The following is a 25,006-nucleotide window of genomic DNA, read 5'->3' on the forward strand; positions in this document are numbered from 1 at the left end:
CCGCCCGCGAGCGCGGAGGAGCTTCTTCGCGTCGTCGTACTCGTCGTTCTCAGGACGCCAGGTTCGCTGTGGGGCCTTGTGCGGGTCGCTGGGCGTCATCGCCCCATCCTCACTTAGTGGGTACCCATTTGTCCAACCTCTGTGCTAGTGTCGTCCGCATTAAATGGGTACCCATTAAAGCGGGGAGAGGTCATGAGCGGGAAACAGCAGGTGGAGCACGACTCGTCCGACACGGCGCGCAAGCTGCGGGCGGTGACCGATGAGTTGTCGGACTTGTTCTACGAGCGTTCCGAAGTTGTGCGCGCGGTGGTCGCAGCGATCCTTGCGGGCAAGCACTCGCTGATCCTGGGCCCGCCCGGCACCGCGAAATCCGAATTGGCGCGGGAGTTGACCGGCCGGATCGTCGATGCCCAGCTGTGGGAGATTCTGCTGAGCAAATTCACCGACCCGAAGAAAATGTTCGGACCGGTCGACGTTGCCGCCCTGACCCAGGGCCGGTACACCCAGCTGTTCGAGGGACGGGCTACGACCTGCCATATCGCGTTCATGGACGAGATCTTCAAGTGCTCGGTGGGTGCCCTCAACGAGACACTGGCCTTTCTCAATGAACGGCTCTACCACCCCGAATCCGGCGGAGCCCCGATCAGCTGCCCGCTGATCTCGGCCATCACCGCCTCCAACGAGCTGCCCAGCGGGGAGGAAAGCGCCGCGATCTACGATCGCCTGCTCGTCCGGCTCGAGGTCGGCTATCTGACCGATCCGTCGAACTTCGCCGCCCTCATTCGTTCCGCCGTCCAGAGCCCCGCGGCCGCCGCCGCGCCGACCACGGTCACACTTGCGGCGTTGCAGCAGGCGGTCACGATCGACGTCCCGGCCGTGGCGGTGCCCGACGGAGTGGTCGATACCGTCTGCCAGCTGCGAACCTCGCTGAGGCGACAGTCGCTCGTGGCGTCGGACCGACGCTGGAAGCAGGCCATTCGCCTTCTCCAGGCATCGGCGTTCCTCGACGACCGCGCCGAGGTCGACGACAATGACCTGCCGATGCTCACCCACGTGCTGTGGGACTCGGTCGCCGAGCGGCCCACCGTGGAACGTGAGGTACTCGCGCTGGTCAACCCCGACGCGCGGGAGGCGATGGACCTGTCCGACGCCATTGCCGAGATGGCCGCCCAGCTCGACGCCAAGGCGGGTCAATCGCGAGAGGCGTTGTCGCAGTGGGCGATCAAAGAGGCCAACCACAAACTCGGCAAGGCGGGCAAGAGGCTCGAGGAGCTGCGTCACAACGCACGTTCCGCAGGCCGGTCCACGGCCACGGTGGACGCGGCGCTGGCCAGGCACAAGGCAGTCTACGCCCGGGTGATGACCGAAGCGCTCGGCGTGGACGTCAGCACCCTGACCGGCAGCAACTGACCGAAGGGGGGATGGTTTCTATGTCCGGCAAGGCACTGCGCAAGTTCGCCGATCTGGCCCGCAAGGCAGGCCGGTGGGTCGGCCTGGGCACGTCCGCACCCGCACGGCCCGTCACGGTCGTAGAGGGCGACCGGTTCGACGCGATGACCTGGACCGAGGTGCGGGATCAAGCCACCGCGCTGGCCGAGGTCGAAGAGGAGCTGTCCCAGCGATTCGACTACGTGCCCGATCTGCTACGCGATGTGTTCCTCACCGTCTACAAGGCTGATCCCGTCCTGCGCGACCCGGCCGAGGTCGAGCCCACTCGACTACCGAACCACGCCATCGTCTCCGCCCTGGTCGGCACTCCGGAGTACGCCGATCTTCACCGCGAGACCGTCGGTGACGAGTACGCCGCCGCCATGGCGGTGATCGCCCAGCGCTCGACTCTGGCCCAGATGCTCGAGCAGTCCCAAGACGCTCAACATGCCGCCGAACAGGCCGCCGCAGCTGAGCAGGAGGCTGCCGAGCGCGCCACAGCAGTCGAAGCCGCGCTCGATGCCGCCGCCGATCAGGAAGACGGCGACGGCGCGGTCCCCGACCAAGCGGCCGCCGCGGCCGACAACGCGGTAGCCGCAGCGCAAGCCGCCGACGATGCGGCCCAGCAGGCCCGCGCACAAGCGGAAGCAGCGGCAGGCGCGCTCGGCACCACACTGCGGGCGGACGCTCGCCAGGCGATGGCCTCCGCCGCCGAACAGGCACGCGAGGAGGCAGCGCTGATGGCGGCCTGGGGTCTCGGACCCGGTCAGCTGCAACGGATGTCGTTCGACGAGCGCGCCCGGCTGGCCGAGCGCCTGCGCGGTGGCAGGCTGGGCAAGTTCACCGACCTCGTCGGCCGGTTCCGGCGCCTGGCCACCGCCGAACGCACCCGCAAGCTCGAACACGTCGCCGGAGAACTCGTCGGTATCACTCTGGGCGACGACTTGACGCGGCTGATCCCGTCCGAGACAGCCAATCTCGCGCACCCCGCGTTGCGGGCGGTGTTCGCCGCCCGCTTCGCCGAGAAGCAGCTGATGCTCTACGAAACCATGGGCGAAGACCACAGCGGCCGCGGTGCGATCATCGCCTGCCTGGATTGCTCGTACTCGATGTGCGCGCCGCACATCGGGCCGGATGGGCGGATCGCCAGCGCGGAGGCATGGGCGAAAGCCTGCGGGCTCGCGCTGCTCGACCAGGCCCGCGCCGAGGGCCGCGATTTCGTCGGCATCCTGTTCTCCTCGGCTGAACAGGTCAGCGTGCACAGATTCCCAGCCGGAGAGGCCCCGCTCGACCAGGTACTCGATTTCGCCGAGACCTTCTTCTCCGGCGGAACCGATTTCCAAACACCCCTCGGTGCCGCCGTCGACATCCTCGCCGAGCACCACGGCGACGAGGCGGTGCAGGGCGGGGACATCGTGCTCATCACCGATGGGGAGGCCGAGGTGACAGAAGAGTGGATGCGGACCTGGAAGTCGGCCAAGAGCGAGCTGGACTTCCGACTGTTCGGGGTGGCCATCACCGACCCACGCCGCCCGGCCGGCCGTAGCGCCGTGCTGGAAGCGTTGTGTGACAACCTGCGCACCCTCGACGACCTGGCCGACCCGCACCCGGCAGCGGACCTGTTCCGGGTCATCTGACCGGAGCACGCTCCCCCACCGCGCCGACTTCATGGGGCCGGTGGGGATGAAAACGAACGTTTTGAATAGATTGTGGCTGATGAGGAGGCTTCCCAATGTCCGTCTTCGACCAGTACACCGACAAGGCAGAAACGAGCCCTGTGCTGGGCTGGCTGGTGCTGTACTCGATCTTCCGGGGGGAGGTCACTCCGGAAGAACTCGAAGAGTGGTTCGACGAATTCAACTTGGACACAGTGCATCTGCCCCCTCCCCTGCGCGCCGACGACGCCTTCGAGCGGGTCACCGGGCCGCAGGGAGTGAAGGCGGTCTACTCCCTCGACGATCCCACCGCGGACCGGAAAACCCGTCCGAGGCGCAAGTCAGGCGACGATGCCGGCGATCGGGTGGCCACGCTGATGGTTCGCCATGTCCGCCGCGACAGCGGTCAGTTGGTTCGCCACCTCGTGCGGGAGGTCCGCGACGAGGAACGCACCGAGCTGTCCTATGACACCCGCCTGGGCGTCATCGCGTTCATCCGCTCCGATGATCCCGACGCCGCCGGCGCGGGGAAGCTCCGTGTGGAGCCGGACGACGCCGCCATCGCGGACCTCCCGCAGGGTGAGCAGGATCGCGTTGAGCAACTGCTCGCGGAAGTCACCGACCTGCACACCTGGCACTCGACCTACATGGGCCCCGACCGCCTTCGGGCCATCGTCCGCCGCTACGTAGAAGCCCTTGGGGGACTGAAGGTTCGACCTACCGGCGGGGTCTACTTCGTCACCGCCGAGCACGAAGCGACCCTGGCGGGGCTGCGCGAGGTAGTCGCGCGGTTCGGGTCCGGCAGCCACTTCGTCCGTGTCCCCCTGCCCGATGAAGACGAGATGCGCGAGATGATCGTCAATGCCTTCACCAACCAGGCCCGGGAAGACCTCGAGAAACTGGCCGAAGACATCGCCGCGGCGAAGGCGAATGGAGCCGGCGACGCCGCCGTCACCAACTTGCACAACCGCTTCCAGCAGCTGAGCCGCCGAGCGGAGGAGTACTCCGAACGGCTCTCCGATTCCCTGGACGATACTCACGCCTCACTGCGGTTGGTGAACATGCAGCTCGCCGAGTTGATGCTGCGAGCGGCCGGATAGGCCCTCGACCGGCCGGTGAACTAGTGTCGCTCATATGTTCGATGAGGCCCGATACCAGCCGTGCCGGTGGGTGGACCCCCCTATCGACGTGACCGTGCGGGTGGCCGGTGTTTGGCCGCCCGCACGACTCCGCTGGGGAGGCGCCACCCCCCTATGGCAGAAGGCGTGCGGTCTCCGGGTGGAGGACGTCGTCCCTGGGCGGCTGGAGGAGCTCGTCGTCACCTCGGTGGGCGATCTCCTGGGAAGGGTTCGGTTCGCTCCGCTGCTCGGCGACCAGCGCACAGCCGAGAACATGCTCCTTCCCCCGTCCACATGGCAGCCGATCGCCGACGATGATGTTCAGCGCCTGCACGCCCTGGTCGTGGAGTTCGGCTTCGAGCCGGGCCATCTGCTGTAGCACTGTTCGGAGATGCGAACGTCCGCCGACCTGGTTCAGTCGACGGACGTTGGATTCTGGTAAGGGGTGTAGCGAGCCGGAGAGAGTCGTCGCCGACGGACGGGCCTAGGCGGCGACCTGCTGGGGCTCGAACTCTCCTGCGACGAGGCCGGCCTTGAACGCTCTCCATTCCGCGGCGGTAAAGGTCAACCTTGTACCGTCCGCTCCCTGGAGCACCATTCCGCCGTCAACCGCCTCTTCGAGGACAGGCTGACCGGGAACCGTAGGCGACGTTGCAGCGCCCAGGGCAGCGGCCCGAAGCCCCTCCCATGCCGAGGCCGGCATCTCGACGACCGGCTCCTCTTCCGGAAGATTGCGCGGGTCGCGCCCGTATTTGCTATCTCGAATGAAGATCAGCTCCTCGCCCGACTTCCGGCGGACGAGGACACAGTTACCACCGCCGTCGCTGGCGGACGCCTTGACGTACCCGTCAAGCGGCCGATGCCCGGTCATGATCGTGTTCCTCACTTGCTTCACTGCTCCTTTGCGAGAATTTCGGCACTCCGGGCGATGAGTACACGGCTTTCGTCCGGGGGTAGGGCTATCTCGTGCAGCCGCTTCCAGAGCCGCTCATGGTTGGCGACCTCGGCGTGATCGCGCAACAGCACATCGTCGGTTAACGACTCGACGAACACCAGGGGCGGGTCGCCCGCAGCGAACTCGTAGATCGACACCGGCGACCTCGGCGCTCGCAGGCCGAGTAGTTCGCCACCGACGGGCAGGATGCGGAAGTCGATCTGCTCGTTCGCGTCGATGAGCTTCAGCAAGTGCTCCAGCTGTTCGAGCATTGCCGGAGCGGGCACGACGCGCCGCCGAACGACGGTCTCTTCGACGATTACCTCGATCCGGGGACCACCCTCAGTGAGCGCTTCCTGCTGACGGCGTTCGCGGGCGCGGATCTCGACAGGATTGTCCGAAGAATGATCGTTGGTGACCGTCGCATCATGGCGCGCACGAACGTATGCAGGCGATTGGAGAAGGCCGGGAACCAGCGCGAAGTCGTACCACCGGATTCGGCTGGCGCCTGCCTCAAGATCCGCCGGTAAAGCCTGGCGGTCGGACAACCCGCGGAAGGCGCGGCCCTCCCACCACCCGGACTGCGCGGCGTCTCGGGCGAGCGCGTAGAACTCCTGCCAGAGGGGCGAATGCTGCTCGACGCCAAGATGCTCGGCAACCTTCATACTGACGTCGGCCGCGACTCGACGTTGTCCGGTTTCGATGCGGGTCAGCAGCGTCCGGTCGATGTCAGCTTCCTTGGCCACCTGCTGGATCGAGCGTTCTTGCTCTTGGCGCAGGTTGCGGAGGCGGTCGCCGAGATGCAACCGCCGACTGTAGGGCGACATTCGGTAGCCATTGGCCGAGATCGGGCCCTGAGTCACCGGTCACACCTCCTCTAGCGCACAGTGACTTTTTGTCACATCCAACATTCTGTCACAAGTTCCGGCCCCCGACGGCGTCGGAGTACTGGGCGGCAACGATCCGCCACCTCTATGTTTGCCGTTTGCATTGCACGTTGCTTGTCACTGTGACATTCTGACACATGGCAGAGCAAAGTGACCGTGGGGATTGGTCACTCCGAGACGAGGCCAGTGCAGGTGGGACTGATGACGACATATCAGTGCGACTTCGGACAACACGGTGGCGTGACTCTGCCGCCGGACTCGGTCTCCCCTCCCAACTCGCTGTTCAGCACGGTCGACCCGCGAAGGAGGGCCTGATCATGGCTGTTCAGCTGGTTGCTGGCCGGAGGATGTCGAGCGACGTCACCACCATTTCCGCGATCTCGGTCGGGAACGACCAGTGGGTGGTCGAGCAGCTGCGAGGGCGCACGCTCACGCTGGGGCAGGCGTTGGCCGCCATCAGGCTGGCCGAAGTGCTCCCCCAGCCCCGCCCAGCGAGCGACGACGACCCGCTGTGGGCGAACGTAGCCGACTGGCTTGACGAGCTCGGGTTGAGTCACGCCCCACTCACGGTGGCCGGTGTCCTCGGAGTCCCGTGCCACCTCGCCCCGCTGCCCGAACGACGTGGTCAGCAGCTAACCCACCGACGGAGGTTTCCGCGATGGCTAGTGCGGTAGTTCGTTCCGATTTCGTGGCCCGCGCGGTTGATGCGCGGTTGAACGGCAAGGGCTCGCCGCGCCCGGGAGAACCCGATGTGCATCTTCGGTTCGTTTGGGCTGACCGGGTTTTCGACTACCGCGGGTGCCGTTCAGCGGTCAAGAACTTCTTGCGGAAGTGGTCGCAGGGCCACAACCCCGCGATCACCGCCGTCGAGCTGTTCGACGGCTTCCTTCCCGATCATCGGATGCCCTGTGAGGAGCTATGGCTACTACCCTGACCGAGACCGCGGCGGCGCGTTGCGCGAGGTACATCACGGAAAACCGTTTCGTCGGCGCCGAGGTGGACGAGCACCAGCAGATCATCCTGCGCGCCGGGCCCGTGGACACAATCCAGACGCCCCGCCCGCTCGGTGAGCGAGTTCGGGCCGAGCTGCTTCGTCGGGGCCTGGCAACCCCGACGATCGAGAATCGTGCAACCGGGTTCCTGACCTTCGTCACCCAGCCCGCGCGGATGGGAGATCCACGCCCGGTCCGCATCCTGTCCCAGCTGTTCAAGTTCCAAGCGATCCGGACTGTTCAGGGTTCGCTGGTCACGCTCCCCGGCCCGGACGACGAGCGGCGGCACTGGGTGGAGGAACCCGTCGGCGAAGAACGTCCCGACTTCGACACCGTGGTCAGCATCGTCCTGGACGCCGCGAAGAACCTGTCGCAGGCGGGTTGATCATGGCTGCCGCTGCTTCCAACGACCCGGTGGCGCTGAGGGACTGTCCCCTCATCGTTTCCACCGACATCGGCGGCGATCCGGACGACGCGATCGCACTGGCCTTGGCCGCAATGACCGAACCGCGTCTGGCACTGGTTGTCACCGCTGATGAGTTCCCCGACGGCCGGCGGTCGATACTCGCCCGCCACCTGCTCGACTTGCTCGGCCGCGAGGACGTCGTGGTAGCAGCCGGGGCGACGGCGGGCGAGAGTAAGTACTGGGCCGCCGATGGGCTTGTCCCCGCTGGGGCGCACCCCTGGCCGCTGGACCTGTATGCCACGGTGGCCACACTCACCGACCCGGATTCGTCGGCGCCATTGCGCTGGTTGGGAATCGGGCCGCTCACCGATCTCGCACGCCTTCTGGAGATCGATTCCGGTCGGCGGAACCCGCTCGGGCTGGCCCGGCGCCTGCGGATCTGGCAGATGGGCGGCGCTCTCGAATACCGCCAGCCTGACCGCGCCGAGCACAACTTTCGGCTCGATCCGAAGGCGGTCCACACGGTCGTAGACCGAGCAGAGAATCTGACCTTGGTGCTGTCCGATCACACCTTCACTCCGGTGATCGCAGTGGACCCGGACAGCCCGATCTATCGCCTGCTCGCGACATCGTCGATTCCGTGGGCCCAGGTGATCGCCCGCCACCTCGACCAGTGGTTCGCGCGGTTCCACCCAGCGAGCATGCTGCACGATCCGCTGACCGTCGCCGCACTGCAAGGCGCTTTCGTGTCCTTCGACCATCGCGAGTTCCGGATCGAGCCGGATGCGCGGATGCACCTGGGGCCCGGCCGCATCGCGCGGGTCTCCTCGGGCGTCGACTATCTGGGCTTCCTGGAATGGGTTCTCGCGACCTTGCGAGCGGGAGCGCCGGCCAGTCCCGGCCAGAGCCACGCGGCCACCGATCCCGCTCCGCACGCCGCCGCTGCCGGGTCCGAGTCACTCGACCAAACGGCCCTTTTCGCCACGCACCGAACCACACCGGGTTCCACATCTCAGTTCGGCCAGCACGACGGGCTGCCGAAGTTCAGACAGGGGTAAGACGATGGGCCGAAAACCGTCGTTGATGTACGGCTATCTACGTCAAGAGTTGGTCGGCGAGCGCGTCCAGGAGATAGAGGATGCGATGCGCGAGTTCGCAGCTCGGGAAGGCTTCGACCTGGCCGTGGTGCACCGGGAATACGGCGCCGCCACCGGCGCATTGTGGATGCTCCTGCGGGATGTCTCGCAAGCGTGGTCGCGGCACATCATCACGCCGACGCCGACCCACCTCAAAGGTGGGGAGAATGACGACCGGCTGACGTTGCTAGGCCAATTGCAGCGGCTCCGCCCGCTGCGAGTGTGGTACCTCGATCCGGACGACGATGCCGCCCTGGTGCGCACCGTCCGCCGCAACCGCGACATCCCGTCGCCACGTGCATCCGCCCCCACCCCGCCGCGGACTCCGATCGGGCAATTCGAGCTTCGACTGAACCTGGCCACTCGCGGGCTGGCCCAGCTCCAGACGCACGAGCTACTCACCCGTGCCGGACTGCGGCACCTCTCCGAGCCTGTCGAGCAGATCGTCCTCGCGGTGCTGGGCGAAGCCATGGCGGCGGCCGAGCCGGGCATCTACGCGCGGGTCGCGGCCGGCTTCCCGGATCTCGCGCCGAGCAACCAGGTGACCGTGTGGCTGCTCCGGCGCGAATCCACGCTGGAGGTCCAAGTGCACGAGACCGCATCCCGGGCCGATGAGCCGCTGAGCGATTCGATCACCGTGTTCGCCGAGCACGGGCGGGTACAGCCCGAGGCCGGCGGAACGCTCACGTGGGCGAGGATTCCCTTGGCTGTGACGCCGTCGGTCTCGCGCAGCTCGCTACGGAGCGCGGTCTCATGAGAGCGATTGCGATTGTCCGGCAGGATGTTTCGGCGCGCGACGGGCAGGGCGGTGTCGAGAGCGTCCGGACGCTGGCTCGGCGGATGCGGCTGGACTTGCCCGCCCGGGATACCTACGTCACCACCGATCTGACTGTCCTGCTGGCTCATTTGCACTCCGCGCGGGCGGACGTGGTCGTGGTGCCCTCGGAGCGACACCTACGAGGGTGGATGGAAACGGTGCGGCGCATCGCGGCGGTCTGGACGGTGGACCCGCCGATGTGCTGGCCGCAGGGCGGTGGGCGCCCGCATTCCCTCACCCGTCCTGATCGGCACCTCCAGGCCGGACGATGACGAGCGACGGACCGATGCACGCTGCTCGCATTCCAAGCTCGACGACCCTGATCCACACCATTCGTGGCCTGCTCCTGGTGGCGCGGCCGCACCCGATGCTGGATGCCGCCGGGGAACTCGGCGCGCTGCACGCGGCCCGGCTCTCGGGTAGCGGCGAGCGAGCCGACCAGATCGATATGCACCGGCTTCGTCTGATCCGCGCGATCGACCGGTATATCGCGCTCGTCACCCCAGTTGCCGCACCCGGCGCGCGGCGCCATACCGAGACCGTCGGTGCGGTCGTGGATCGGATCGCGAACTGGTGCGCCCTCGCCTACACCCCCGATATCGACGCCACAGGGAGCGAGGTGCACTTCGCCGAGGTCCACGCCACGCAACTCGCGGGCGGCCTCGACGACCTGGTCGCGGATCTGCTGACCGGCAGATGCACGGTGCCCACGGTCTACACGATTCCCATCCACCAGGACGCCTTCGGCATCCGGCTGGCCACTCGATGCCAGTGGGCGGGGTGAGCCTCAAATCCGTTTAGCAGCACTACTACTGGGAGGGAATGCTATGGGCGATGACCCGATTACTTCGCCGCCGCTCGGCGCGCCGCTCAACGGTATGGCGGGGGCGTGCTGGTCAGGTGAGTGCGGGGTCGGGGGTGTTGCCTTCGCCCCACAGCTGGGTGTCGGGGACTCCGGCCACTCCGGTGGCGTAGGCGACTGCTTCGGCGCGGCCGGCGGGGTCGCCGATCGCGTACCGGAACACCTTGCCGGGGAAGACGACGTAGACGGTGGTGTCGTTGTGCATGTCGACGTACCAGCCCGGGGCGTCGAGTTGGTCGGCGAATCGCTCGGCGAGCGTGTCAGCGTTCGCGTCCTCGGCGTCGAAATACATGATCGTCCACACCGGCGGCTGGTAGTCGGTCGCATCGGTGACCGCGACTCGGTAGATGCCGGTGAGGGTGAGCGGGATTGCTTCGATCTTCGCGCCCGCGACGAGGCTTTCGGCGATGAGCACACCTTTGATCATGCCGCCGAGCCTAAGCCGGTTCGGTGTGGTTCGGAAGCACTCTCGATGTCAGGGTTTCGCGCGCCGCGCACGGAAACCCTGACATCGAATTCTGTTGTACTGTCGGCAATTTCGCTTGAGATGGGCTCATGATGACAGGTATGAAAGCAATGTCGGAACGTCAAGGTTTCCCCGAGCGGCTGCCGCAGTTCCGGGTGACGGTGAATTCGCGGTGCGGGCGGGCGTGCTTCTTCTGCCGCCCCTCGGGGGAGGCGGTGGCCACCACCGCGGGGGAGGAACTGACCGTGGCCGACGTGCTGGCCGTCGTCGCGCCCTTGGTCGAGCGTGGCCTGACCTCGATCAAGCTGACCGGTGGTGATCCGGCACTGTGGGCACCGCTCGAGGAAGCGGTGGCGGCGCTGCGGGATGCGGGGATGTCGGAGATCGAGGTGATCTCCCGGCACCCCCGAATCGGTGAGCGGGCCGGTGCGCTCGCCGCGGCCGGGGTCACCCAGTTCAACATGAGCATCGACACCTTGGATGCGGGCCTGCACCGCCAGATCTGCGGCATCGACGACCTGGCCGAGGTGCAGTCGGCGATGCGCGCCTGCGTGGCCACCGGTGTGCCGGTGAAGATCAACACGGTGGTGATGGCCGGGGTGAACGCGGGCGAAGTGCCCGATCTGGCCGCGTGGTGCGAGAACGAGGGCGTGGCGACGCTGAAGCTGCTCGATGTCATCCGCGACTTGGATGCCGGCGGCGAGTCCTTCGCCCGGCGGCTGGCCATCACCCGCGGTGGCGCCACGGTCGAGTCGCTGTATGTGCCGCTGGAGGAGGTCGCGGGAGGGCTGCGGGCCCGCGCGGTGGTGGTGGAGAGCCGGTCTCAGGGCGGGCTCGGCCACCCGATGACGGTGATGACCCTGGCGTCGGGATTCGAGGTCGTACTGAAGGACAGCCGCGCCGGGGCCTGGTACGGCGATGTGTGCTCGGGGTGCCGGTTCTTCCCGTGCCACGATGCGTTGATGGCGCTGCGGCTGACCGCCGATCGCCGGTTGCAGTTCTGCCTGCTGCGGGATGAGATTTCGGTGCCGCTCGCGCCGATCCTGCATGATGCGGCGCGACTGGAGCGGGCGCTGGACGATGCGCTGGCGACCTACGCCGGGGCGAGCTTCCACCCCGGTGGCGGCCAGTCCAGCGGGGTTCGGATGCTGCCCGTGGTGGGGGTGTCATCGTGACCGCGTTGCTGGTGGATCGCCCGCTGGTGATCCTGGTGTATCCGCAGGTGGAGCACGAGAAGGACTACCTGTACCACTGGATGCCGTTCTCGCTGCTCACCATCGCCAAACCGCTGATGGACAACGGCGTCGAGGTGGTGATCTTCGACGGCAACCAGCGTCCGCAGACCGAATGGCCGGGCTTCCTCGACGAGCACGCCGACCGGGCGATGTGTATCGGGATCAGCATCATGACCGGCGGCGCGCAGATCCGGCACGCCCTGGAGATGGCCGAGGTGGCGCAGAACCGTCCGGGCTGCCCGCCGCTGGTGTTCGGCGGCCCGCACGTCAATGTGCTCGCCGAACAGACCGCCGAGCACGAGCTGGTCGACGTCACGCTGGCGGGCCCGGGGCAGGCATCGATGCCCGCGTTCGTCGAGGCCCTGCGCAACCGAGCCGGCTGGGACTCGGTGCCCGGCCTGCTCGCCGTGCACGGCCGCAACCGGATCGAGGGACCGATCAACCCGCCGCGGGCGGGGAACCTGGGTGCTTACCCGTGGGACCTGCTGGCCGTCGACGACTACATCCGCGACGACCCGACCGTGGCGCCGCGCACCTTGAACTACGTGTCCTCCCAGGGCTGCGTATACAAGTGCGCGTTCTGCTACGAGTTGACCTATCAGCGCAAATACAGTGCGATGCAGGCGGATTCGCTGCTAGACGACCTGGCCGACCTCGCCGATCGCTACGGCATCAACGGGGTGAAATTCTACGACGCGGACTGGTTCGTCAACGTGCGCCGGGCGGTGGAGTTCTGCCAGCTCAAGGCCGAGCGCGGCATCGACCTGGCGTGGGCGGCCTCGATCAACCCCAACGACGTGCTGCGCGCCCGCAAGCAGCGGCTCGACCTGCTCGGTTCGATCGCCGATTCCGGCTGCCGCCGGCTGCTGATGGGGATCGAGTCCGGCGACGACCGGGTGCTGGCCGAGGTGGTGCGCAAGGAGGTCACCCGCGCCCAGGTTCTCGATGTCGCCCGCGATATCGCCGACCACGGGATTCTCGGCGCGTACACGTTCATCGTCGGATTCCCGGACGAGACCGAGGCCGAGATCGAGGCGACCTACAGCCTGATCGAGGAGATCAGCACATTGGAGCCGCGTCCGGAGACCCGCGTGCACCTGTTCGGGCCCTTCCCGGGCGTTCCGCTGTTCGACCTGGCACTCGAACGGGGCTTCCAGGCGCCGACGACGCTGGCGCAGTGGGCGGACTTCGACTACTACGACTCGCAGACGCCGTGGACCAGCAGCGAGATGGTGGCCCGCGCTCGCGCGCACACTCGCCTGGTCAAGGCACCCGGCGCGGGGGTGAGCTGAGCATGCGCGGGATCGTGTTGCGGGAGAGCTTGCCGGATCGGAGCCTGCCGCTGCCGATGCCGGTGGTCCTCACCGGCTCATATCCGCACCTGCTGGACCGGCGCATCCCGGTCGAGGTGCTCGAGGTGCAGGTTGCTCCGGGACGCGCCGCCGAGGTCGCGGTTCGGCTGGCCGCGGTGCTCGCACCAGACGGGTGGTATGCGCACCTGCTCGACGACGAGCTGATGATCGTGATCTTCCCCGGCGTCGTGGTCCAGGTCCGGCGCGGAGACGAGGCGGCCGCCGAGCGGGCCCGCGCCATCGGCGCGTTCTTCGGCATCCCGGACCGGCAGATGCGCTTCCAGGACATGTTCGTCACCGACCACCCCGATTCCGACCCGGTGGAAGGAGGCGACCGTGGCCGGCGCGCTGGAGTTTGAGACGGGCAGCGAGGGCGGGTACGCACCGCGCGACGATGCGGCGGGCGCGGCGCTGGTGATCGGTGGCAGCGGCGCGGTGGGCGCCGCAGTGGTGCAGCTTCTGCTCGACCGCGGGCACCGCGTCGTGGCGACCTCAACCACCGGCACCGGCCCAGCCGCGCCGGACCTGACCTGGACCCGGTTCGATGCCCGATCCGGCGATGATCTCGGCGGGCTCGCGGCCGCCGTCGGGCAGCACCTGGACGTGATGGTGTTCGCCGCCGGCGCGGCCTCGAGCAAGGCCCGCCTGGACGCGACCTCCCCCGCCGAATTGACCGACCTGTTCACGATCAATGCCGGTGCACTGCAACAGATTTGGCGGGCGGTGCACCCGTCCGCGCGGGCGGGGCGGGCGCGGGTTCTGGTGCTCAGCTCGCAGGCGGCGGCGACCTGCACGCCCGGCAACGGCGCCTACAGCGCGTCGAAGGCGGCGTTGGAGGCGTTGGCGTTGACGCTGGCCAAGGAAGAGGCGGTCCACGGGGTACGCGTGAATGTGGTTGCGCCCTCGCTGATCTGCTCGCCCATGGCCGAGCAGATCCTGGCCCGCAAAGGCATCACCGACCCGGCCGACTACTACGCGCGGTTGCCGTGGGGCCGCGCGCTGAGCATCGACGAGGTCGCGCAGACGACGGTCGCGGTGGTGTGCGACCCGCCGTGGCAGTACGTGAGCGGCCAGATCATCCGATTGGACGCCGATATTCCGGGGGAATCTCAATGACCGACTACCTGCACTGGCTCACCAGCCTCGAGTCCGGGGGCGGCGACCCCGGCGCCGGGCTGTGCCTGCGACTGCTGCCTGCGCCGGTGGCGCTGCCCGCACTGGGCGAGCTGCTGGAACGGCTCACCGCCCGCCTGGCCCCCGACCGCGACGAGATCACCGCCACCGTGCTGGTCACCGCCGCCCTGCCGCAAGCCGCCGCGATCTTCACCGGCGACGCGGGCGCGGTCACCGGCCTGGTCGACGCCGTCGAACAGGTCGCGGCCGCCGAACCCGCCCTGATCGTGCAGACCGTGCCCTTCACCGGCGACATCCGGATCGACACGGTGATCGAGGACGCCAACCGCGCCCTGGCACAGTGGGCTGCCCGCCACGGGGTGACGGTGGCCGCGCTGCACCGGGTCGCGTCCCTGGATGTACTGTCCGCCGGCGCGGACTACCCCGCGACATCGGCGGCGCTCCGGGCCATGGGGCGACACACCCGCGCGGCCGCACTGTGGGCGGGGCTGGTGGATACGGCGTGGTTGCATTGGCAGCTGATTGCCGCCCAGACCCAGCCGGGGCCGAAAGCGGTGATCAGCGACCTCGACGGAGTCCTGTGGCCCGGAACCGTCGCCGAGGACGGCACGACCGGTCTCGACGGCACCGACATGCTGGCTGCGGCACCGCACCGGGTGTGGCGGTCGGTGCTGGCCGATCGCCGCTCCCACGGCACGCTGGTGGCGGGCCTGTCGCGCAACGACCGCGACGCCGCCGCGGCCGCCGTCGAGGCCCACGCCGCCGGAATCGGGCTGGCCGGGCTGTGGGCGCAGCCGGATATCGACAAGGCCGACCGCATCACCGACATCCTCGGCTTCTTCGACGGCATCGCCCCCGACAGTGTGGTGTTCGTCGACGACGACCCGGCGCAGCAGGAACGGGCCCGCACGATGTGGCCGGACCTGCGGGTGCCGTCGGTGGCCGGGCCGCCGCTGCTCGTCGCGGACCTGCTGGCCCAGCTTCCGCCTCCCGGTGCGGCGCCGGTCACCGCCTCCGACACCGCCCGCACCGCGTTCTATCGGGCCAAGGCCACCGGCGAGCTGATCCCGGAAGTGGTGTGCCTGACCGATCCCACCGACCCGGCGGTGCTCGACCGGTGCGCGCAGCTGCACCAGCGCAGCAACCAGTTCAACATGACCTCCCCCCGGCGCAGCGCCGACGAGCTGGCCAAGCTGGCCGCCGACCCGGACTGGGCGGTGCTGGCGTTCGAGGTCCGCTACCACGGCACGGCCCTGGCACCGGAAATCGTCGGCGTCGCCGAGGTCGACTACCGCGACGGGAAGGCGCGGCTGGACTCGCTGCTGGCCAGCTGCCGCCTGCTGTGGGCGGGCACGCACCAGCGGATGCTCGATCTCATCCGCCGCGACGCCTACCGCCGGGACATCCCCACGTTGACCGCGGTGTTCCGGCCCAACGGCCGCAACGACGCCTACGCCGCCTGGTTCGCCGATATCGGGTGGGCCGCCGAGCACGGGCCCGACGGGATCGTCGACGGCGGGGCCTGGTTCACCGGCCCGACCGCGACCCGCGACGGCATCGCCCCCGCCGACATGCTCACCGTGCTCACCAACTACCTCACCACCCGCCCGGCCGCCGAACCGGCAATCGGTCTGCCGAAACGGCGGCGCGAGGTCGACGGTGCGCGCGAGATCCGGTTGCCCGCCGCCCGGTTCGCGCCCGGCCTCACCGACGACGAAGCCGACGTGGTGCGGGCGGTGTTCGGCATCGAGCCCATCGGGGAACGCGGGCAGGCGCCGGTGGACATCGCCGGCGTGTGGTTCAGCGTCACCCCGGCCACCCGCGCCCAGTTCGCCCGGTTCCTGACCGCACTGGCCCCCGACGACGCGGCCGACGCGGCCCGAGCGGCCGGTGGCGGGTTCGCCCTCGCCGAGACCCCGGTGCGGGCCGAGCGGCCCGCCGAGCCGGTGATCGTGCCATTCGACTGGGCCGACCGGTACGCGGGCTGGGTCGGTGGCCGGCTGCCGACCGAGGCCGAATGGGAGTACGCCGCGCGCGGTAGCGATGGCCGCTGGTTCCCTTGGGGCGCAGCGCTGCCCGGCCCGCCACGGTGCTTGGAGCGCGGTGCGGCCGTGTCTACCATCGACGACGGAGACGACGGGCCATCACCGTTCGGACTCGCCGACCTGACCGGCCATGTCTGGCAGTGGTGTTCGGATTCCTACCGCGGCCACCCGGTCTACCGGGGTGGGGACGTGGCCTCCAACACGTACTTCCTGCGCACGACCGTGCGCCCGCTGGAAGCCGCCGAGAAGTGCGGGCATCTGGTCGGCGTGCGCGTGGTGCGCGACATCGACCCGACGACACGAGCAGGAGCACCACAACCATGACCCGCCCCGTAATCCGGCCACCCGCCGTCACCCCCGGCACCGGCGTCGCGATCGTCTCCACCTCCTCACCGGTCCCCGGCGACGAACTCGACCGCCTCACCGCGTATTTCGCCGAACGCGGCCACCCGGTCACAGTCGGCGCCCACGCGCGGGCCGCGACGGGCTACCTCGCCGGGCCGCCCGCCGACCGGGCCTCCGACCTCATGGCCGCCTTCGCCGACCCCGGCATCAGCCTGATCGTCCCGGCGACCGGCGGCAAAAGCGCCGCGCAACTACTGAACCTGCTCGACTACGCCGTGATCGCCGAGAACCCGACGGTGTTCACCGCCCTGTCGGACCCGGTGATCGTGGCCAACGCGATCACCGCGCGGACCGGGCTGGCCACCGTGCACGGGCCCACCGGCTACGACTTCACCCGGGAACCGGTGAACTCGGCGACCGCTGACCGGTTCTGGTCCATCGTGTCCGGCCGGGTGAAGGGACAGACGGTCTCCGGCAGCGACTGGCGGGTGCCGCGCGGGGCCGGGCGGGTGTTCTCCGGCCCGGTCGTCGGCGGCCACCTGGGCACCATCCGCGCCCTCGTCGGCACCCCGTGGATGCCCGACACCCGCGGGGCGGTACTGATCCTCGAGGAGGTGTTCGTGCCGTGGGTGCAAGTCGATGCCGCGCTGACCCACCTGCGGCTGGCCGGAGTCCTCGACCACATCGCCGGTCTGGTCGTGGCCGCACCGGTCGACAGCCCCCGCGACGACGCCCCCGACGAGACCTACGACGAGCTGATCCTGCGCTGCGCCGGCGGGAACTTCCCGATCGTCACCGGCGCCGAATTCGGGCACACCGCCACCAAATTCCCGCTGCCGCTCGGCCTCGACGTCGAAGTCGACCTGACCGGCACCCCGACCCTGCGCTACCTCGAAGACCTGGTGATCGCATGACCGACCAGACCACCGTGATCGAGCTGCCGGTCAACGGCCACGTCGACTTCACCCACGCACTGGAGACCTACCTGATCTACCCGTGGGTGCGCGACGGCAAGGACCTGGTGCGACCCATGCGCACCGGCGCGGGCGATGCCACGATCACCACCGCACGGATTCGTCAGACCGCGCCGACCACGCTGACCGCCACCCTGACCGGCCCCGACCTCGACACCGCCACCGTCGCGGCGGTCAACGAAACGTTGACCCGCTGCCTGCAACTGGACTACCCCTACGACCAGGTGCAAGCCCTCACCGCCGACGACCCGGTGCTCGCGGCCGCCGTCGCGCACCGCGGGCTGGGACGCGGCAAGCTCTACCCCGACATCTTCGAAGCCCTGTGCGGGGTAATCTGCGCGCAGCGCACGAACTTCGCCCGCATCTACGCGATGATGCGCAACCTCGCCCACGCCTTCGGCGTGCCTACCGCCACCACCGTCGACGACGCAGGCGTCTACGCCTTCCCCACCCCCGCGCAGCTGGCACAGGCCAGCGACGAGCAGCTGCGGGCCTGCAAGGTCGGGTTCCGTGCCAAAGGACTCGCGGCCGCCGCCGCGACGCTGGCCGAGGCGGGCTACAGCTGGCACGAATGGCGCCACCGCCCCACCGCCGAGGTCATCACCGACCTGCTCCAGATCAAAGGCGTCGGGCCCTACACCGCGAACCTCGCGGTGAACCTGTCCTACGGCACCGGCGGGCACGCCCACGTCGACACCTACGTCGTCGACGTGATCGGCCGCCTCTACCTCGACGACCCGAACCCGACCCCCGAGACGGTCACCGCGTTCATCGCCGACCGCTGGGGCGACCTCGGCGAAACCGTGCTCGACTTCCTCACCACCGACACCGAGACCTGGGTAGCGCAGCTGGGCACGCAGGTCGGCGTGAAATCCGGTGCCCGTGTCTGACCGAGCACTGCGCGTGGCGATCGACGCCCGCTACTGGCGCGCCACCATCCAGACCGGCGTCGAACGCTACATCCACCTGCTCACCGACGCCCTCGCCACGACCGGTGAGAAGGTCGAGATCGCCGTCGTGCTCACCGCCGAGCATGCCGACCGATACCCGCGTGCCCAGCGCGCGGGTATCCGCGTTCTCACCGTGCCGGACCGGCGCGAACACCACCTGCACCGCCAGATCGAGCACTTCGACGCCGACCTCGTGCACTACCCGTTCGCGCTGCCCGCCGCCCTGCCGCGGCCCGCGGTGTTCACCCTGCACGACGCCGGCCGCTACCTGTTCCCCGACCAGATGGTCCGCGCAGTCCGCGACGTACAGAACCCGCGCCTGCACACCCTGCTGGCCGGCGAGGACCTGCGCGCGGTCATCACCGTCTCCCACGCCGCCCGCGCCGATATCGTCGGCGCCCTCGGCGATCTCGGCAAACCCCTCGAGATCGTGCCGAACTACGTGGCCACCGACTTCGCACACCAGCTGCGCACCGCCGACCCTGCCCTGGCCCCGTCCGAGCCGTTCCTGTTCGGTGTCGGCGTGTACATGCCGTCGAAGAACATCCCCCGCCTCATCCGAGCCTTCCGGCTCGCCCGAGCAGCCGCCCCCGACCGGGTACCGGCCCGGCTGCTGCTGGCGGGGCGCCGCGGCTGGGAACGGGGCCTGCCGGTGCGCGATCCCGAGATCACGATCCTCGGCCACATCGACGACGACCAGCTCGCCGCCCTGTACCGGGCCGCGACCGCGTTCGTGTTCCCCACCCTGTTCGAGGGATTCGGCATCCCCGCCCAGGAAGCCCTCGTCGCCGGAACGCCGCTGCTGTGCTCGGACCTGCCCGTCCTCCGCGAAGTCACCGGCGGCCTGGCCGCCCGCTACACCGACCCGCTCGACGAGGAGATCCTGGCCAAGAACATCATCGCCGTCTGCGACGCTGAACCCGCTGACCACGACGCGGTCACCGCGCACCTGAACAGCTATACCGCCGAAACGGTCGGCCGCCGCCTGCTCGAGGTCTACCGGCAGGCCGCCGCAGCGAGCTGACCACACCGCCGAGCAGACTCGCGCGTATGCCGCCGACCAACCCACGCCACGCCCGCCACACCGCCATCGTTCACCAGTTGCGGTCCCGCACATGGGTTTCCGCGACCTCGCTGGCCGCCCGGTTCGGCGTCAACGCGCGCACCATCTACCGCGACATCGAGGAACTGATCGCCTTCGGCATCCCGATCGAATCCGTCGCCGGCCGCGGCGGCGGATTCCGGCTCACCACCGACCAACCGCTGGACTCCCTGCTCGTCGACGGCGACGACGCCCTGCGCCTCTACGTCCTCGGCCTCCTCGAACAAGGACACGCCCACCCCGAACTCGCGGGCGGCGACGGAAACTCCGGCAAGAACAACGTCAGTGCCTCGCGCGCCCGGTTCCTGCACCGCCTCGCCCACCGCATCTACTTCGACACCACCGACTGGTACTGGCGCGACGAAAGCTCCGGCCACCTCGCCACACTCCGCGAAGCCCTGCTCACCGGGACCGCCATCCAGATCACCGTCCGCGTCCACCACAGCGACGACCACCAGCACCTCATCGTCAAGCCCTACGGCATGGTCTGGAAAGGCGGGGAATGGTGGCTCGTCGCCGCCCCACCACACTCAGAACCCCAGCGTTACCAGCTCAACAACATCGACCGGCTCACTGCCACCGACCTGAAGTTCGTCTACCCCGAAACCACCTTCAATCTCAAGGACTGGTGGCGCCAAGCACTCGAAGACTTCGGCCGCGGACCCAACCGAGTCGTCATCCGAGTGCGCCCCGGCAGCCGCGAGGAAATGCTGCGCCTCGGCCTCAAACCCGACTCCGAAGTCCACCACCACCCCGACGGCACCACCCGCATCGTCCTCTACGTCGACCGCTGGAAATGGCTCATCCCCCTCGTCGCCAGCTTCGGCAGCGACGTCATCGTCGAAGAACCACCTGAACTCCGCGCCGCGCTACGACAACACCACGCCGACGCGGCCGCCGCCTACGACGCCCCCGAGCCCGACAGCAACTCCGGCAGACCCTCCGACTTCCGCCACGACGACTCCCGCCTCCGGGCGACACGCGGCCGAACACCAGGCAGCATTCGTGACGACTGATCCCGGCATCCCGGTACCGGTCGCACCCGGAAGCTGGCACGCTGGTTGCCATCTTGGCCTCCCGGAACCGGACCGGCCATCGCAACAGGGAGGTATGCGGACATTTGGACACCGCGGAGGACCACGCGCGGACGGCTATCGTGTACTCGCACAATGAGGTTCGCGTCTGTGAGGACAAGTGCAGTACCTGCATCTTCCGCCCCGGAAACCTCATGAGGCTGCGGCCGGGCCGCCGGTCGCAGATGGTGCGGGATGCGCTCCACGACGAGGGACATATCACCTGCCACTCGACTCTCGATCAGCCGTTGTCGGCGATCTGCCGAGGCTTCGCCGATCTGCCTGAAGCCAAGGCTCGGAGCCTCGCCCTGCGCGTGGGTGCTGCCCTGGGAATCCTGGTCTACGTGGCCCCCGAGGCGCGCGTCGACGACGTCCACGACCTCTGATCCTGCCCGGGATTCCCCCACCCCGCGCGAATGTGTCAGGCGCTTCTGCTGTTGGTGGCTGCCTGGAGTGCGCGGACGCGGTCGGATAGTTGGCGGACGCCGGGACGGTGGCGGTAAGGGGTGAGGTCGCTGAGCAGCGTGGTGAGATGGCCGGTCACCCGGGTCGAGGTGACCTGGGCGGTGAGCAGGTCCACGGCGTGCTCGGCGTGGTGCAGGGCGTGGTCGATGTCGGGTTCGGGCTGGCGGGCGTAGGTGGTGGCCAGCAGCGCGTAGCGAAGAGCGCCTTCGCGGGAGTCGTTGCCGTTGCTGTTGCGTAGCGCGGCCCGAAGGTGATGCCTTGCCGCGCCGTGTTCTCCGAGGCGCAGGTAGCAGTATCCGGCTTGGCCGTGGGCGTGGGTTTCGTCGAGCCAGTAGCTCCAGTCCGGCGCTCCGTCGGTGGGGGTGTCGAGGTGGGTGAAGGCGGCGTCGATGGCGCGGCGGGTATCGGTCGGCGATCCGTCGACGGCGTGGGCTTCGGCGGCGCGCAATTGCAGGATCGCTGAAACTCGTGCGCTGGCACCGGGATAGCCCGAGATCGCGGTGTCGGCCAGCATCGCGGCCTCGCGGGGTTGGCCGATGTCCTTGGCCTGGCAGGACATGAATCCGAGGACGTTGGCGGCGAGGGCGCGGTCGCCGGCGGTGTGGGCGGTGCGCAGCGCGGCGACCCAGTAGCGCTGGGCGCGGGCGTGCTGGCTGGTGTCGAAGCACAGCCATCCGGCCAAGCGTAGGAGTTCGGCGGCCGAGGCGTGCAGGCGGCGGCCGGTGGTGTCGTCGTAGCTGCCGTGGCGCAGCAGGTTCAGGACGTGGCGCAGGTGGGCGCGGACCATTTTCAGCAGGGTTCCGCCGCCGAGCTGGTCGTCCATGCGGCGCAGGCTGGCGGTCATGGTGTCGATCTCCTCGACCGTGCCGATCCCGATGCGCGTGCCGGCGGTGTGGGTGAGGTCGCCGGTCCCGGCGGCGAGTAGCCACTGGTGCGCTGGCGCGGTGATCGCGGTGCCCATCAGGGTGAGGAAGAGCCGTCGCTGCATGGGATCAGCCTCGGTGACCGCGGCTATGGCGCGCAAGGCCCCTTCCGCTGTCCATGGCCCGTCCAGCCCAGAGTCGGCCGGGAGTAGCGGAGCGGTGGGTGCGGCGTTCCACCCGAGGTCTGCTGGGGTGATCGGCCGGGCGAGTTCGGCGGTGAGCAGCGCGGCTGCCAGGTCCGGCCAGGGTGAGCGCGGGCGGGCACCGGCGAGCCATTTGTAGGGGGTTTTCGCGTGGACATGCTCGCGGCGTCCGTGCAGTTGGGCGTGCTCGCTCAGCTTGCGGGCGAAGGTTTCCGGCCGCCATCCCAGCTCGGACAACAGTGTGGCCAGCTGTGCGTTCACCCACCTCGCCCCCTGGACCGGATCGTCGGCGTCGATGCGGCGAGGGTACCGGCCGCGGTGCGCTCTCGGCACCGAAACGCACCGAAACGCACCAAGCGCACCACTGCCGCGACCGGCCGCTCGCGCGGTGTCCTGATGTGACCTGGTTCACCGAATCCGGTTGCTGGGGTTGTTGATCCGGTCGGCTCGCAAATGTGGAGGACGGTATGGAATTCCCGTCGGCGATGCACATCCTCACCTACGACATGCACGGCACCGTCGTGGCCACTGGGCAACGAAAACCCTGCCGCCATACCGGTCTGGTCGCCCACACTCACCATCTGCTCGCCGCGCTGGCCGCCCGGCATCCTGGGACGCGGTGGGCGATCACCCAGACCGGCGCTACCCGCCCCGGCGCCTACCAGCTGCGCACCCCGGACGGGACCGTGGTTCTGGCCCAAGGGATTCGGAGCGGGTTCGGTCAATACCTCGGCGGAGCGGACGGCGGCAAGGACCCCGCGCGGGTGCGCCACTTCTACGAGGACGCCATCGACGACCCGGCGAATCCGGTGTATGCGGGGTTGGCGCGGCAGTACGCCCACGTCATCGCGACCGCTGGTACGCCGGATCTGCTGGCGCAGAACATCAATCCGATTGTGTCGGTGCTCAAGGCTGAGCAGTCCGGTCGGCTGGCCGCGGCCGGTGTCGGTCGCCTGCACGTGACCGGGGTGGTGCACGATCTCGCCGGGGCCGAGCGGCGGTTCGACTACCTGCGTCGTCGTCTCGAGGTCACCGAGCACTCGGTGCGGATCGTCGCGGTGTCGACCGCGGTGGCTGAACACCTGGCCAAGGCCGGAATCACCGGCGAGCGGGTCCACACGGTGCCCAACGGCATGGATGCCGCCGAGTTCGAGTCCCGGCTGCGCGCGGCCGCCGCCGAGGACGCCTTCGCCGCCCTCGCGCGCCGCAACCAGCTTCCGGCCGGGCCGATGGTGTTGCTCTCGGCGCGGCGGGTGGCGTGGAAGGGCCACGCCGATCTGATCGCCGCCCTGCGCATCCTCACCACCCGCGGTGTCGCCGGGGAGGCGTTCGTGGTGTTCAACGGCCACGACATGCACGACACCCGCGCGCTGGATTACACCCGGGAGCTGACCGAGCTGATCAACGCCAGCGGCCTGGCCGGGCGCGTGTTTCTGCTCGACGAGCTCTCCCCGGTCGAGGTCGCGGCCTGCTACCGGGCCGCGACGGTGGCGGTGCTGCCGTCGCGCTGCCCGGAAGCGTTCGGCTACGCCAACATCGAAGCGATGCTCGCCGGCTCCCCGGTGATCACCACCGACCACGGCGGACCGCGCGATTACATCGACCACGACCGCTCCGGGCTGCTGGTGCCACCGAGCGATCCTGGCGCGCTCGCCGACGCCCTGGCACGAGTGCTCACCGACACCGCGCTCCGGGAGCGGCTGGCGCGCGACGGGCGGGCCAGCGCCACCCGATTCGGGGTGGAGCAGATGGCCACCGGCTACGCGAAGGTCATCGGCTCCCACGAGGCGGTGCGGGCATGACCTCGGTGATCGGGACGGCCCGGCGACATCGGGTGATCGGGCAGGGCAACCATTCCACGGTCTACCACCGGCCCGGCAGCCCGTTGGTGATGCAGGTGTTCCGGCCCGACGCCCCCGAACTCACCGTGGCCAAGGTGCGCCGCGAGTACCGGTACCTGCGGGCGATCTTCGATCCGGTCCTGCCCGGCCTGATCCCCAACGAGCGCCTGCTGCTGCCCGCCCCGGCGGCGCGGTTGTGCGAGGCGGTGGTGGTCAAGAATTTCGTGCAGGTCGCGCCCGCCTGGTCGCTGCGCATCGCCGCGCGTCACCGGCTGCCGCGGCAAACCCTCGACCAACTCGCCGTGTTCACCAGCGTGGTGCGCGGCCTGCTGGCCGACACCGCGCCGGTGCCCGCCCTCGATGCCGAGGCATCGCTGATCCCGGACTTCATCGATCCGCCGATGGACAACCTCGTCGTCGACGTCGCCGGGGGGTTGCGGCTGCTCGACACCAACCGGCTGATCAGCACCCTCGAACTCCGCCGCCACCACCACGCCGGGCAACTGCTGACCGTCTCCTGCGACGGCGTCCCCGCACACATCTACCGGCTGGTGTTTCGGCGGTTGATGTACCTCGAGCACCGGTTCCTCGGCGTCCCGGCCGCCCGGTTCCGGACCGATCCGCTGATCACCCGCTACCTGCACCCCGCCCAGATCGAGGCCCTGTTCGCCGCGTCGACCACCGTCGACGAGCCGATCACCCCATAACCCCACCACGCCCCAG

General features: G+C 69.0%; 27 protein-coding genes. 23 read left to right on the forward strand and 4 right to left on the reverse strand.

Translation table 11 applies throughout. The features are described from left to right. The first annotated feature begins 147 nt into the window (after window positions 1-147). From QH270_RS18200 to QH270_RS18215, 4 genes are all read left to right on the forward strand, one after another. The gene (locus tag QH270_RS18200) at window positions 148-1,410 is read left to right on the forward strand and encodes an AAA family ATPase (RefSeq protein ID WP_280343819.1); all 1,263 of its coding nucleotides are present in this window, start codon (window positions 148-150) and stop codon (window positions 1,408-1,410) included. A 20-nt stretch (window positions 1,411-1,430) separates the two neighbouring features. Further along, the gene (locus QH270_RS18205; protein ID WP_280343821.1) at window positions 1,431-3,065 is read left to right on the forward strand and encodes a hypothetical protein; all 1,635 of its coding nucleotides are present in this window, start codon (window positions 1,431-1,433) and stop codon (window positions 3,063-3,065) included. A 95-nt stretch (window positions 3,066-3,160) separates the two neighbouring features. Next, window positions 3,161-4,183, forward strand: coding sequence for a DUF6744 family protein (locus QH270_RS18210; RefSeq protein ID WP_280343823.1), 1,023 nt, complete (start codon window positions 3,161-3,163; stop codon window positions 4,181-4,183). 178 nt (window positions 4,184-4,361) lie between these two features. Then, window positions 4,362-4,580 carry a hypothetical protein gene (locus tag QH270_RS18215; protein WP_280343826.1) on the forward strand — a complete coding sequence of 73 codons (219 nt, stop codon included), beginning with the start codon at window positions 4,362-4,364 and terminating at the stop codon, window positions 4,578-4,580. A gap of 105 nt (window positions 4,581-4,685) precedes the next feature. Here the strand turns inward: QH270_RS18215 and QH270_RS18220 are convergent, their stop codons facing one another. After that, window positions 4,686-5,087 carry a DUF397 domain-containing protein gene (locus tag QH270_RS18220; RefSeq protein WP_240327591.1) on the reverse strand — a complete coding sequence of 134 codons (402 nt, stop codon included), beginning with the start codon at window positions 5,085-5,087 and terminating at the stop codon, window positions 4,686-4,688. 5 nt (window positions 5,088-5,092) lie between these two features. Then, entirely contained in the window at window positions 5,093-5,941 is an 849-nt protein-coding gene (locus QH270_RS18225; protein ID WP_157838493.1) for a helix-turn-helix domain-containing protein, read from the reverse strand. Between the two features lie 398 nt (window positions 5,942-6,339). Between QH270_RS18225 and QH270_RS18230 the strand changes: the two genes are divergently transcribed. From QH270_RS18230 to QH270_RS18260, 7 genes are read left to right on the forward strand one after another with little or no spacing between them, the layout of a single operon-like run. Then, on the forward strand, window positions 6,340-6,696 hold the full coding sequence (locus QH270_RS18230) for a hypothetical protein (protein ID WP_060595268.1): 357 nt from the start codon (window positions 6,340-6,342) through the stop codon (window positions 6,694-6,696). Next, a complete protein-coding gene (locus QH270_RS18235) occupies window positions 6,681-6,956 on the forward strand; it encodes a hypothetical protein (RefSeq protein WP_240327590.1) in 276 nt (91 codons plus the stop codon). The genes QH270_RS18230 and QH270_RS18235 overlap by 16 nt, the downstream gene beginning before the upstream one ends. After that, entirely contained in the window at window positions 6,941-7,399 is a 459-nt protein-coding gene (locus QH270_RS18240; protein WP_060595267.1) for a hypothetical protein, read from the forward strand. Before QH270_RS18235 ends, QH270_RS18240 begins: the two co-directional genes overlap by 16 nt. A gap of 2 nt (window positions 7,400-7,401) precedes the next feature. Continuing rightward, window positions 7,402-8,478, forward strand: coding sequence for a nucleoside hydrolase (locus QH270_RS18245; RefSeq protein ID WP_280343830.1), 1,077 nt, complete (start codon window positions 7,402-7,404; stop codon window positions 8,476-8,478). A 4-nt stretch (window positions 8,479-8,482) separates the two neighbouring features. Further along, window positions 8,483-9,313, forward strand: coding sequence for a hypothetical protein (locus QH270_RS18250; RefSeq protein WP_280343832.1), 831 nt, complete (start codon window positions 8,483-8,485; stop codon window positions 9,311-9,313). After that, window positions 9,310-9,645, forward strand: coding sequence for a hypothetical protein (locus QH270_RS18255; RefSeq protein ID WP_280343834.1), 336 nt, complete (start codon window positions 9,310-9,312; stop codon window positions 9,643-9,645). Before QH270_RS18250 ends, QH270_RS18255 begins: the two co-directional genes overlap by 4 nt. After that, entirely contained in the window at window positions 9,642-10,157 is a 516-nt protein-coding gene (locus tag QH270_RS18260; protein ID WP_280343836.1) for a DUF4254 domain-containing protein, read from the forward strand. Before QH270_RS18255 ends, QH270_RS18260 begins: the two co-directional genes overlap by 4 nt. A gap of 112 nt (window positions 10,158-10,269) precedes the next feature. Here the strand turns inward: QH270_RS18260 and QH270_RS18265 are convergent, their stop codons facing one another. Then, window positions 10,270-10,662: a hypothetical protein gene (locus QH270_RS18265; RefSeq protein ID WP_280343838.1), complete on the reverse strand. Its 393-nt coding sequence runs from the start codon at window positions 10,660-10,662 to the stop codon at window positions 10,270-10,272. Window positions 10,663-10,802: 140 nt separating this feature from the next. On the opposite strand from QH270_RS18265, the gene QH270_RS18270 reads away from it, so the two are divergent. The 10 genes from QH270_RS18270 (at window position 10,803) to QH270_RS18315 (ending at window position 21,297) form a co-directional block, all read left to right on the forward strand. Further along, complete coding sequence (locus QH270_RS18270; RefSeq protein ID WP_280343840.1) at window positions 10,803-11,876, forward strand: radical SAM protein; 1,074 nt, start codon at window positions 10,803-10,805, stop codon at window positions 11,874-11,876. Next, entirely contained in the window at window positions 11,873-13,228 is a 1,356-nt protein-coding gene (locus QH270_RS18275; protein WP_280343843.1) for a B12-binding domain-containing radical SAM protein, read from the forward strand. The genes QH270_RS18270 and QH270_RS18275 overlap by 4 nt, the downstream gene beginning before the upstream one ends. A gap of 2 nt (window positions 13,229-13,230) precedes the next feature. Beyond that, entirely contained in the window at window positions 13,231-13,647 is a 417-nt protein-coding gene (locus QH270_RS18280; RefSeq protein ID WP_060595259.1) for a hypothetical protein, read from the forward strand. Next, window positions 13,625-14,404 (forward strand): SDR family oxidoreductase, encoded by a 780-nt coding sequence (locus QH270_RS18285; protein ID WP_280343846.1) that lies wholly within the window; start codon window positions 13,625-13,627, stop codon window positions 14,402-14,404. Before QH270_RS18280 ends, QH270_RS18285 begins: the two co-directional genes overlap by 23 nt. Beyond that, window positions 14,401-16,791, forward strand: coding sequence for an SUMF1/EgtB/PvdO family nonheme iron enzyme (locus QH270_RS18290; protein ID WP_280343849.1), 2,391 nt, complete (start codon window positions 14,401-14,403; stop codon window positions 16,789-16,791). The genes QH270_RS18285 and QH270_RS18290 overlap by 4 nt, the downstream gene beginning before the upstream one ends. After that, a complete protein-coding gene (locus QH270_RS18295) occupies window positions 16,788-17,726 on the forward strand; it encodes a S66 peptidase family protein (protein ID WP_280343852.1) in 939 nt (312 codons plus the stop codon). The genes QH270_RS18290 and QH270_RS18295 overlap by 4 nt, the downstream gene beginning before the upstream one ends. Beyond that, window positions 17,723-18,676 (forward strand): DNA-3-methyladenine glycosylase family protein, encoded by a 954-nt coding sequence (locus QH270_RS18300; protein WP_280343855.1) that lies wholly within the window; start codon window positions 17,723-17,725, stop codon window positions 18,674-18,676. Before QH270_RS18295 ends, QH270_RS18300 begins: the two co-directional genes overlap by 4 nt. Continuing rightward, window positions 18,669-19,760 (forward strand): glycosyltransferase family 4 protein, encoded by a 1,092-nt coding sequence (locus tag QH270_RS18305; RefSeq protein ID WP_280343858.1) that lies wholly within the window; start codon window positions 18,669-18,671, stop codon window positions 19,758-19,760. Before QH270_RS18300 ends, QH270_RS18305 begins: the two co-directional genes overlap by 8 nt. Window positions 19,761-19,786: 26 nt before the next feature. After that, complete coding sequence (locus QH270_RS18310) at window positions 19,787-20,854, forward strand: helix-turn-helix transcriptional regulator (protein ID WP_280343860.1); 1,068 nt, start codon at window positions 19,787-19,789, stop codon at window positions 20,852-20,854. Window positions 20,855-21,066: 212 nt separating this feature from the next. Continuing rightward, the gene (locus tag QH270_RS18315) at window positions 21,067-21,297 is read left to right on the forward strand and encodes a hypothetical protein (protein ID WP_280343863.1); all 231 of its coding nucleotides are present in this window, start codon (window positions 21,067-21,069) and stop codon (window positions 21,295-21,297) included. 35 nt (window positions 21,298-21,332) lie between these two features. On the opposite strand, the gene QH270_RS18320 is transcribed toward QH270_RS18315, so the two are convergent. Beyond that, a complete protein-coding gene (locus QH270_RS18320; RefSeq protein ID WP_280343866.1) occupies window positions 21,333-22,703 on the reverse strand; it encodes a hypothetical protein in 1,371 nt (456 codons plus the stop codon). A gap of 206 nt (window positions 22,704-22,909) precedes the next feature. On the opposite strand from QH270_RS18320, the gene QH270_RS18325 reads away from it, so the two are divergent. Together QH270_RS18325 and QH270_RS18330 are read left to right on the forward strand one after the other, a co-directional pair. Next, complete coding sequence (locus QH270_RS18325; RefSeq protein WP_280343870.1) at window positions 22,910-24,244, forward strand: glycosyltransferase family 4 protein; 1,335 nt, start codon at window positions 22,910-22,912, stop codon at window positions 24,242-24,244. After that, window positions 24,241-24,990, forward strand: coding sequence for a hypothetical protein (locus QH270_RS18330; RefSeq protein WP_280343874.1), 750 nt, complete (start codon window positions 24,241-24,243; stop codon window positions 24,988-24,990). Before QH270_RS18325 ends, QH270_RS18330 begins: the two co-directional genes overlap by 4 nt. Window positions 24,991-25,006 lie beyond the last annotated feature (16 nt).

This window comes from Nocardia neocaledoniensis, from assembly GCF_029868625.1.
Lineage (GTDB): Bacteria > Actinomycetota > Actinomycetes > Mycobacteriales > Mycobacteriaceae > Nocardia > Nocardia neocaledoniensis_A.

What these genes read in the sequence shown, in the direction of transcription:
- QH270_RS18210 (WP_280343823.1), top strand. Translation starts at nt 3,161, where the DNA reads ATGTCCGTCTTCGACCAGTACACCGACAAGGCAGAAACGAGCCCTGTG.
- QH270_RS18265 (WP_280343838.1), bottom strand. Translation starts at nt 10,662, where the DNA reads ATGATCAAAGGTGTGCTCATCGCCGAAAGCCTCGTCGCGGGCGCGAAG.
- QH270_RS18295 (WP_280343852.1), top strand. Translation starts at nt 16,788, where the DNA reads ATGACCCGCCCCGTAATCCGGCCACCCGCCGTCACCCCCGGCACCGGC.
- QH270_RS18270 (WP_280343840.1), top strand. Translation starts at nt 10,803, where the DNA reads ATGAAAGCAATGTCGGAACGTCAAGGTTTCCCCGAGCGGCTGCCGCAG.
- QH270_RS18240 (WP_060595267.1), top strand. Translation starts at nt 6,941, where the DNA reads ATGGCTACTACCCTGACCGAGACCGCGGCGGCGCGTTGCGCGAGGTAC.
- QH270_RS18250 (WP_280343832.1), top strand. Translation starts at nt 8,483, where the DNA reads ATGGGCCGAAAACCGTCGTTGATGTACGGCTATCTACGTCAAGAGTTG.
- QH270_RS18260 (WP_280343836.1), top strand. Translation starts at nt 9,642, where the DNA reads ATGACGAGCGACGGACCGATGCACGCTGCTCGCATTCCAAGCTCGACG.
- QH270_RS18290 (WP_280343849.1), top strand. Translation starts at nt 14,401, where the DNA reads ATGACCGACTACCTGCACTGGCTCACCAGCCTCGAGTCCGGGGGCGGC.
- QH270_RS18280 (WP_060595259.1), top strand. Translation starts at nt 13,231, where the DNA reads ATGCGCGGGATCGTGTTGCGGGAGAGCTTGCCGGATCGGAGCCTGCCG.
- QH270_RS18300 (WP_280343855.1), top strand. Translation starts at nt 17,723, where the DNA reads ATGACCGACCAGACCACCGTGATCGAGCTGCCGGTCAACGGCCACGTC.
- QH270_RS18255 (WP_280343834.1), top strand. Translation starts at nt 9,310, where the DNA reads ATGAGAGCGATTGCGATTGTCCGGCAGGATGTTTCGGCGCGCGACGGG.
- QH270_RS18330 (WP_280343874.1), top strand. Translation starts at nt 24,241, where the DNA reads ATGACCTCGGTGATCGGGACGGCCCGGCGACATCGGGTGATCGGGCAG.
- QH270_RS18230 (WP_060595268.1), top strand. Translation starts at nt 6,340, where the DNA reads ATGGCTGTTCAGCTGGTTGCTGGCCGGAGGATGTCGAGCGACGTCACC.
- QH270_RS18315 (WP_280343863.1), top strand. Translation starts at nt 21,067, where the DNA reads ATGAGGCTGCGGCCGGGCCGCCGGTCGCAGATGGTGCGGGATGCGCTC.
- QH270_RS18325 (WP_280343870.1), top strand. Translation starts at nt 22,910, where the DNA reads ATGGAATTCCCGTCGGCGATGCACATCCTCACCTACGACATGCACGGC.
- QH270_RS18235 (WP_240327590.1), top strand. Translation starts at nt 6,681, where the DNA reads ATGGCTAGTGCGGTAGTTCGTTCCGATTTCGTGGCCCGCGCGGTTGAT.
- QH270_RS18245 (WP_280343830.1), top strand. Translation starts at nt 7,402, where the DNA reads ATGGCTGCCGCTGCTTCCAACGACCCGGTGGCGCTGAGGGACTGTCCC.
- QH270_RS18310 (WP_280343860.1), top strand. Translation starts at nt 19,787, where the DNA reads ATGCCGCCGACCAACCCACGCCACGCCCGCCACACCGCCATCGTTCAC.
- QH270_RS18205 (WP_280343821.1), top strand. Translation starts at nt 1,431, where the DNA reads ATGTCCGGCAAGGCACTGCGCAAGTTCGCCGATCTGGCCCGCAAGGCA.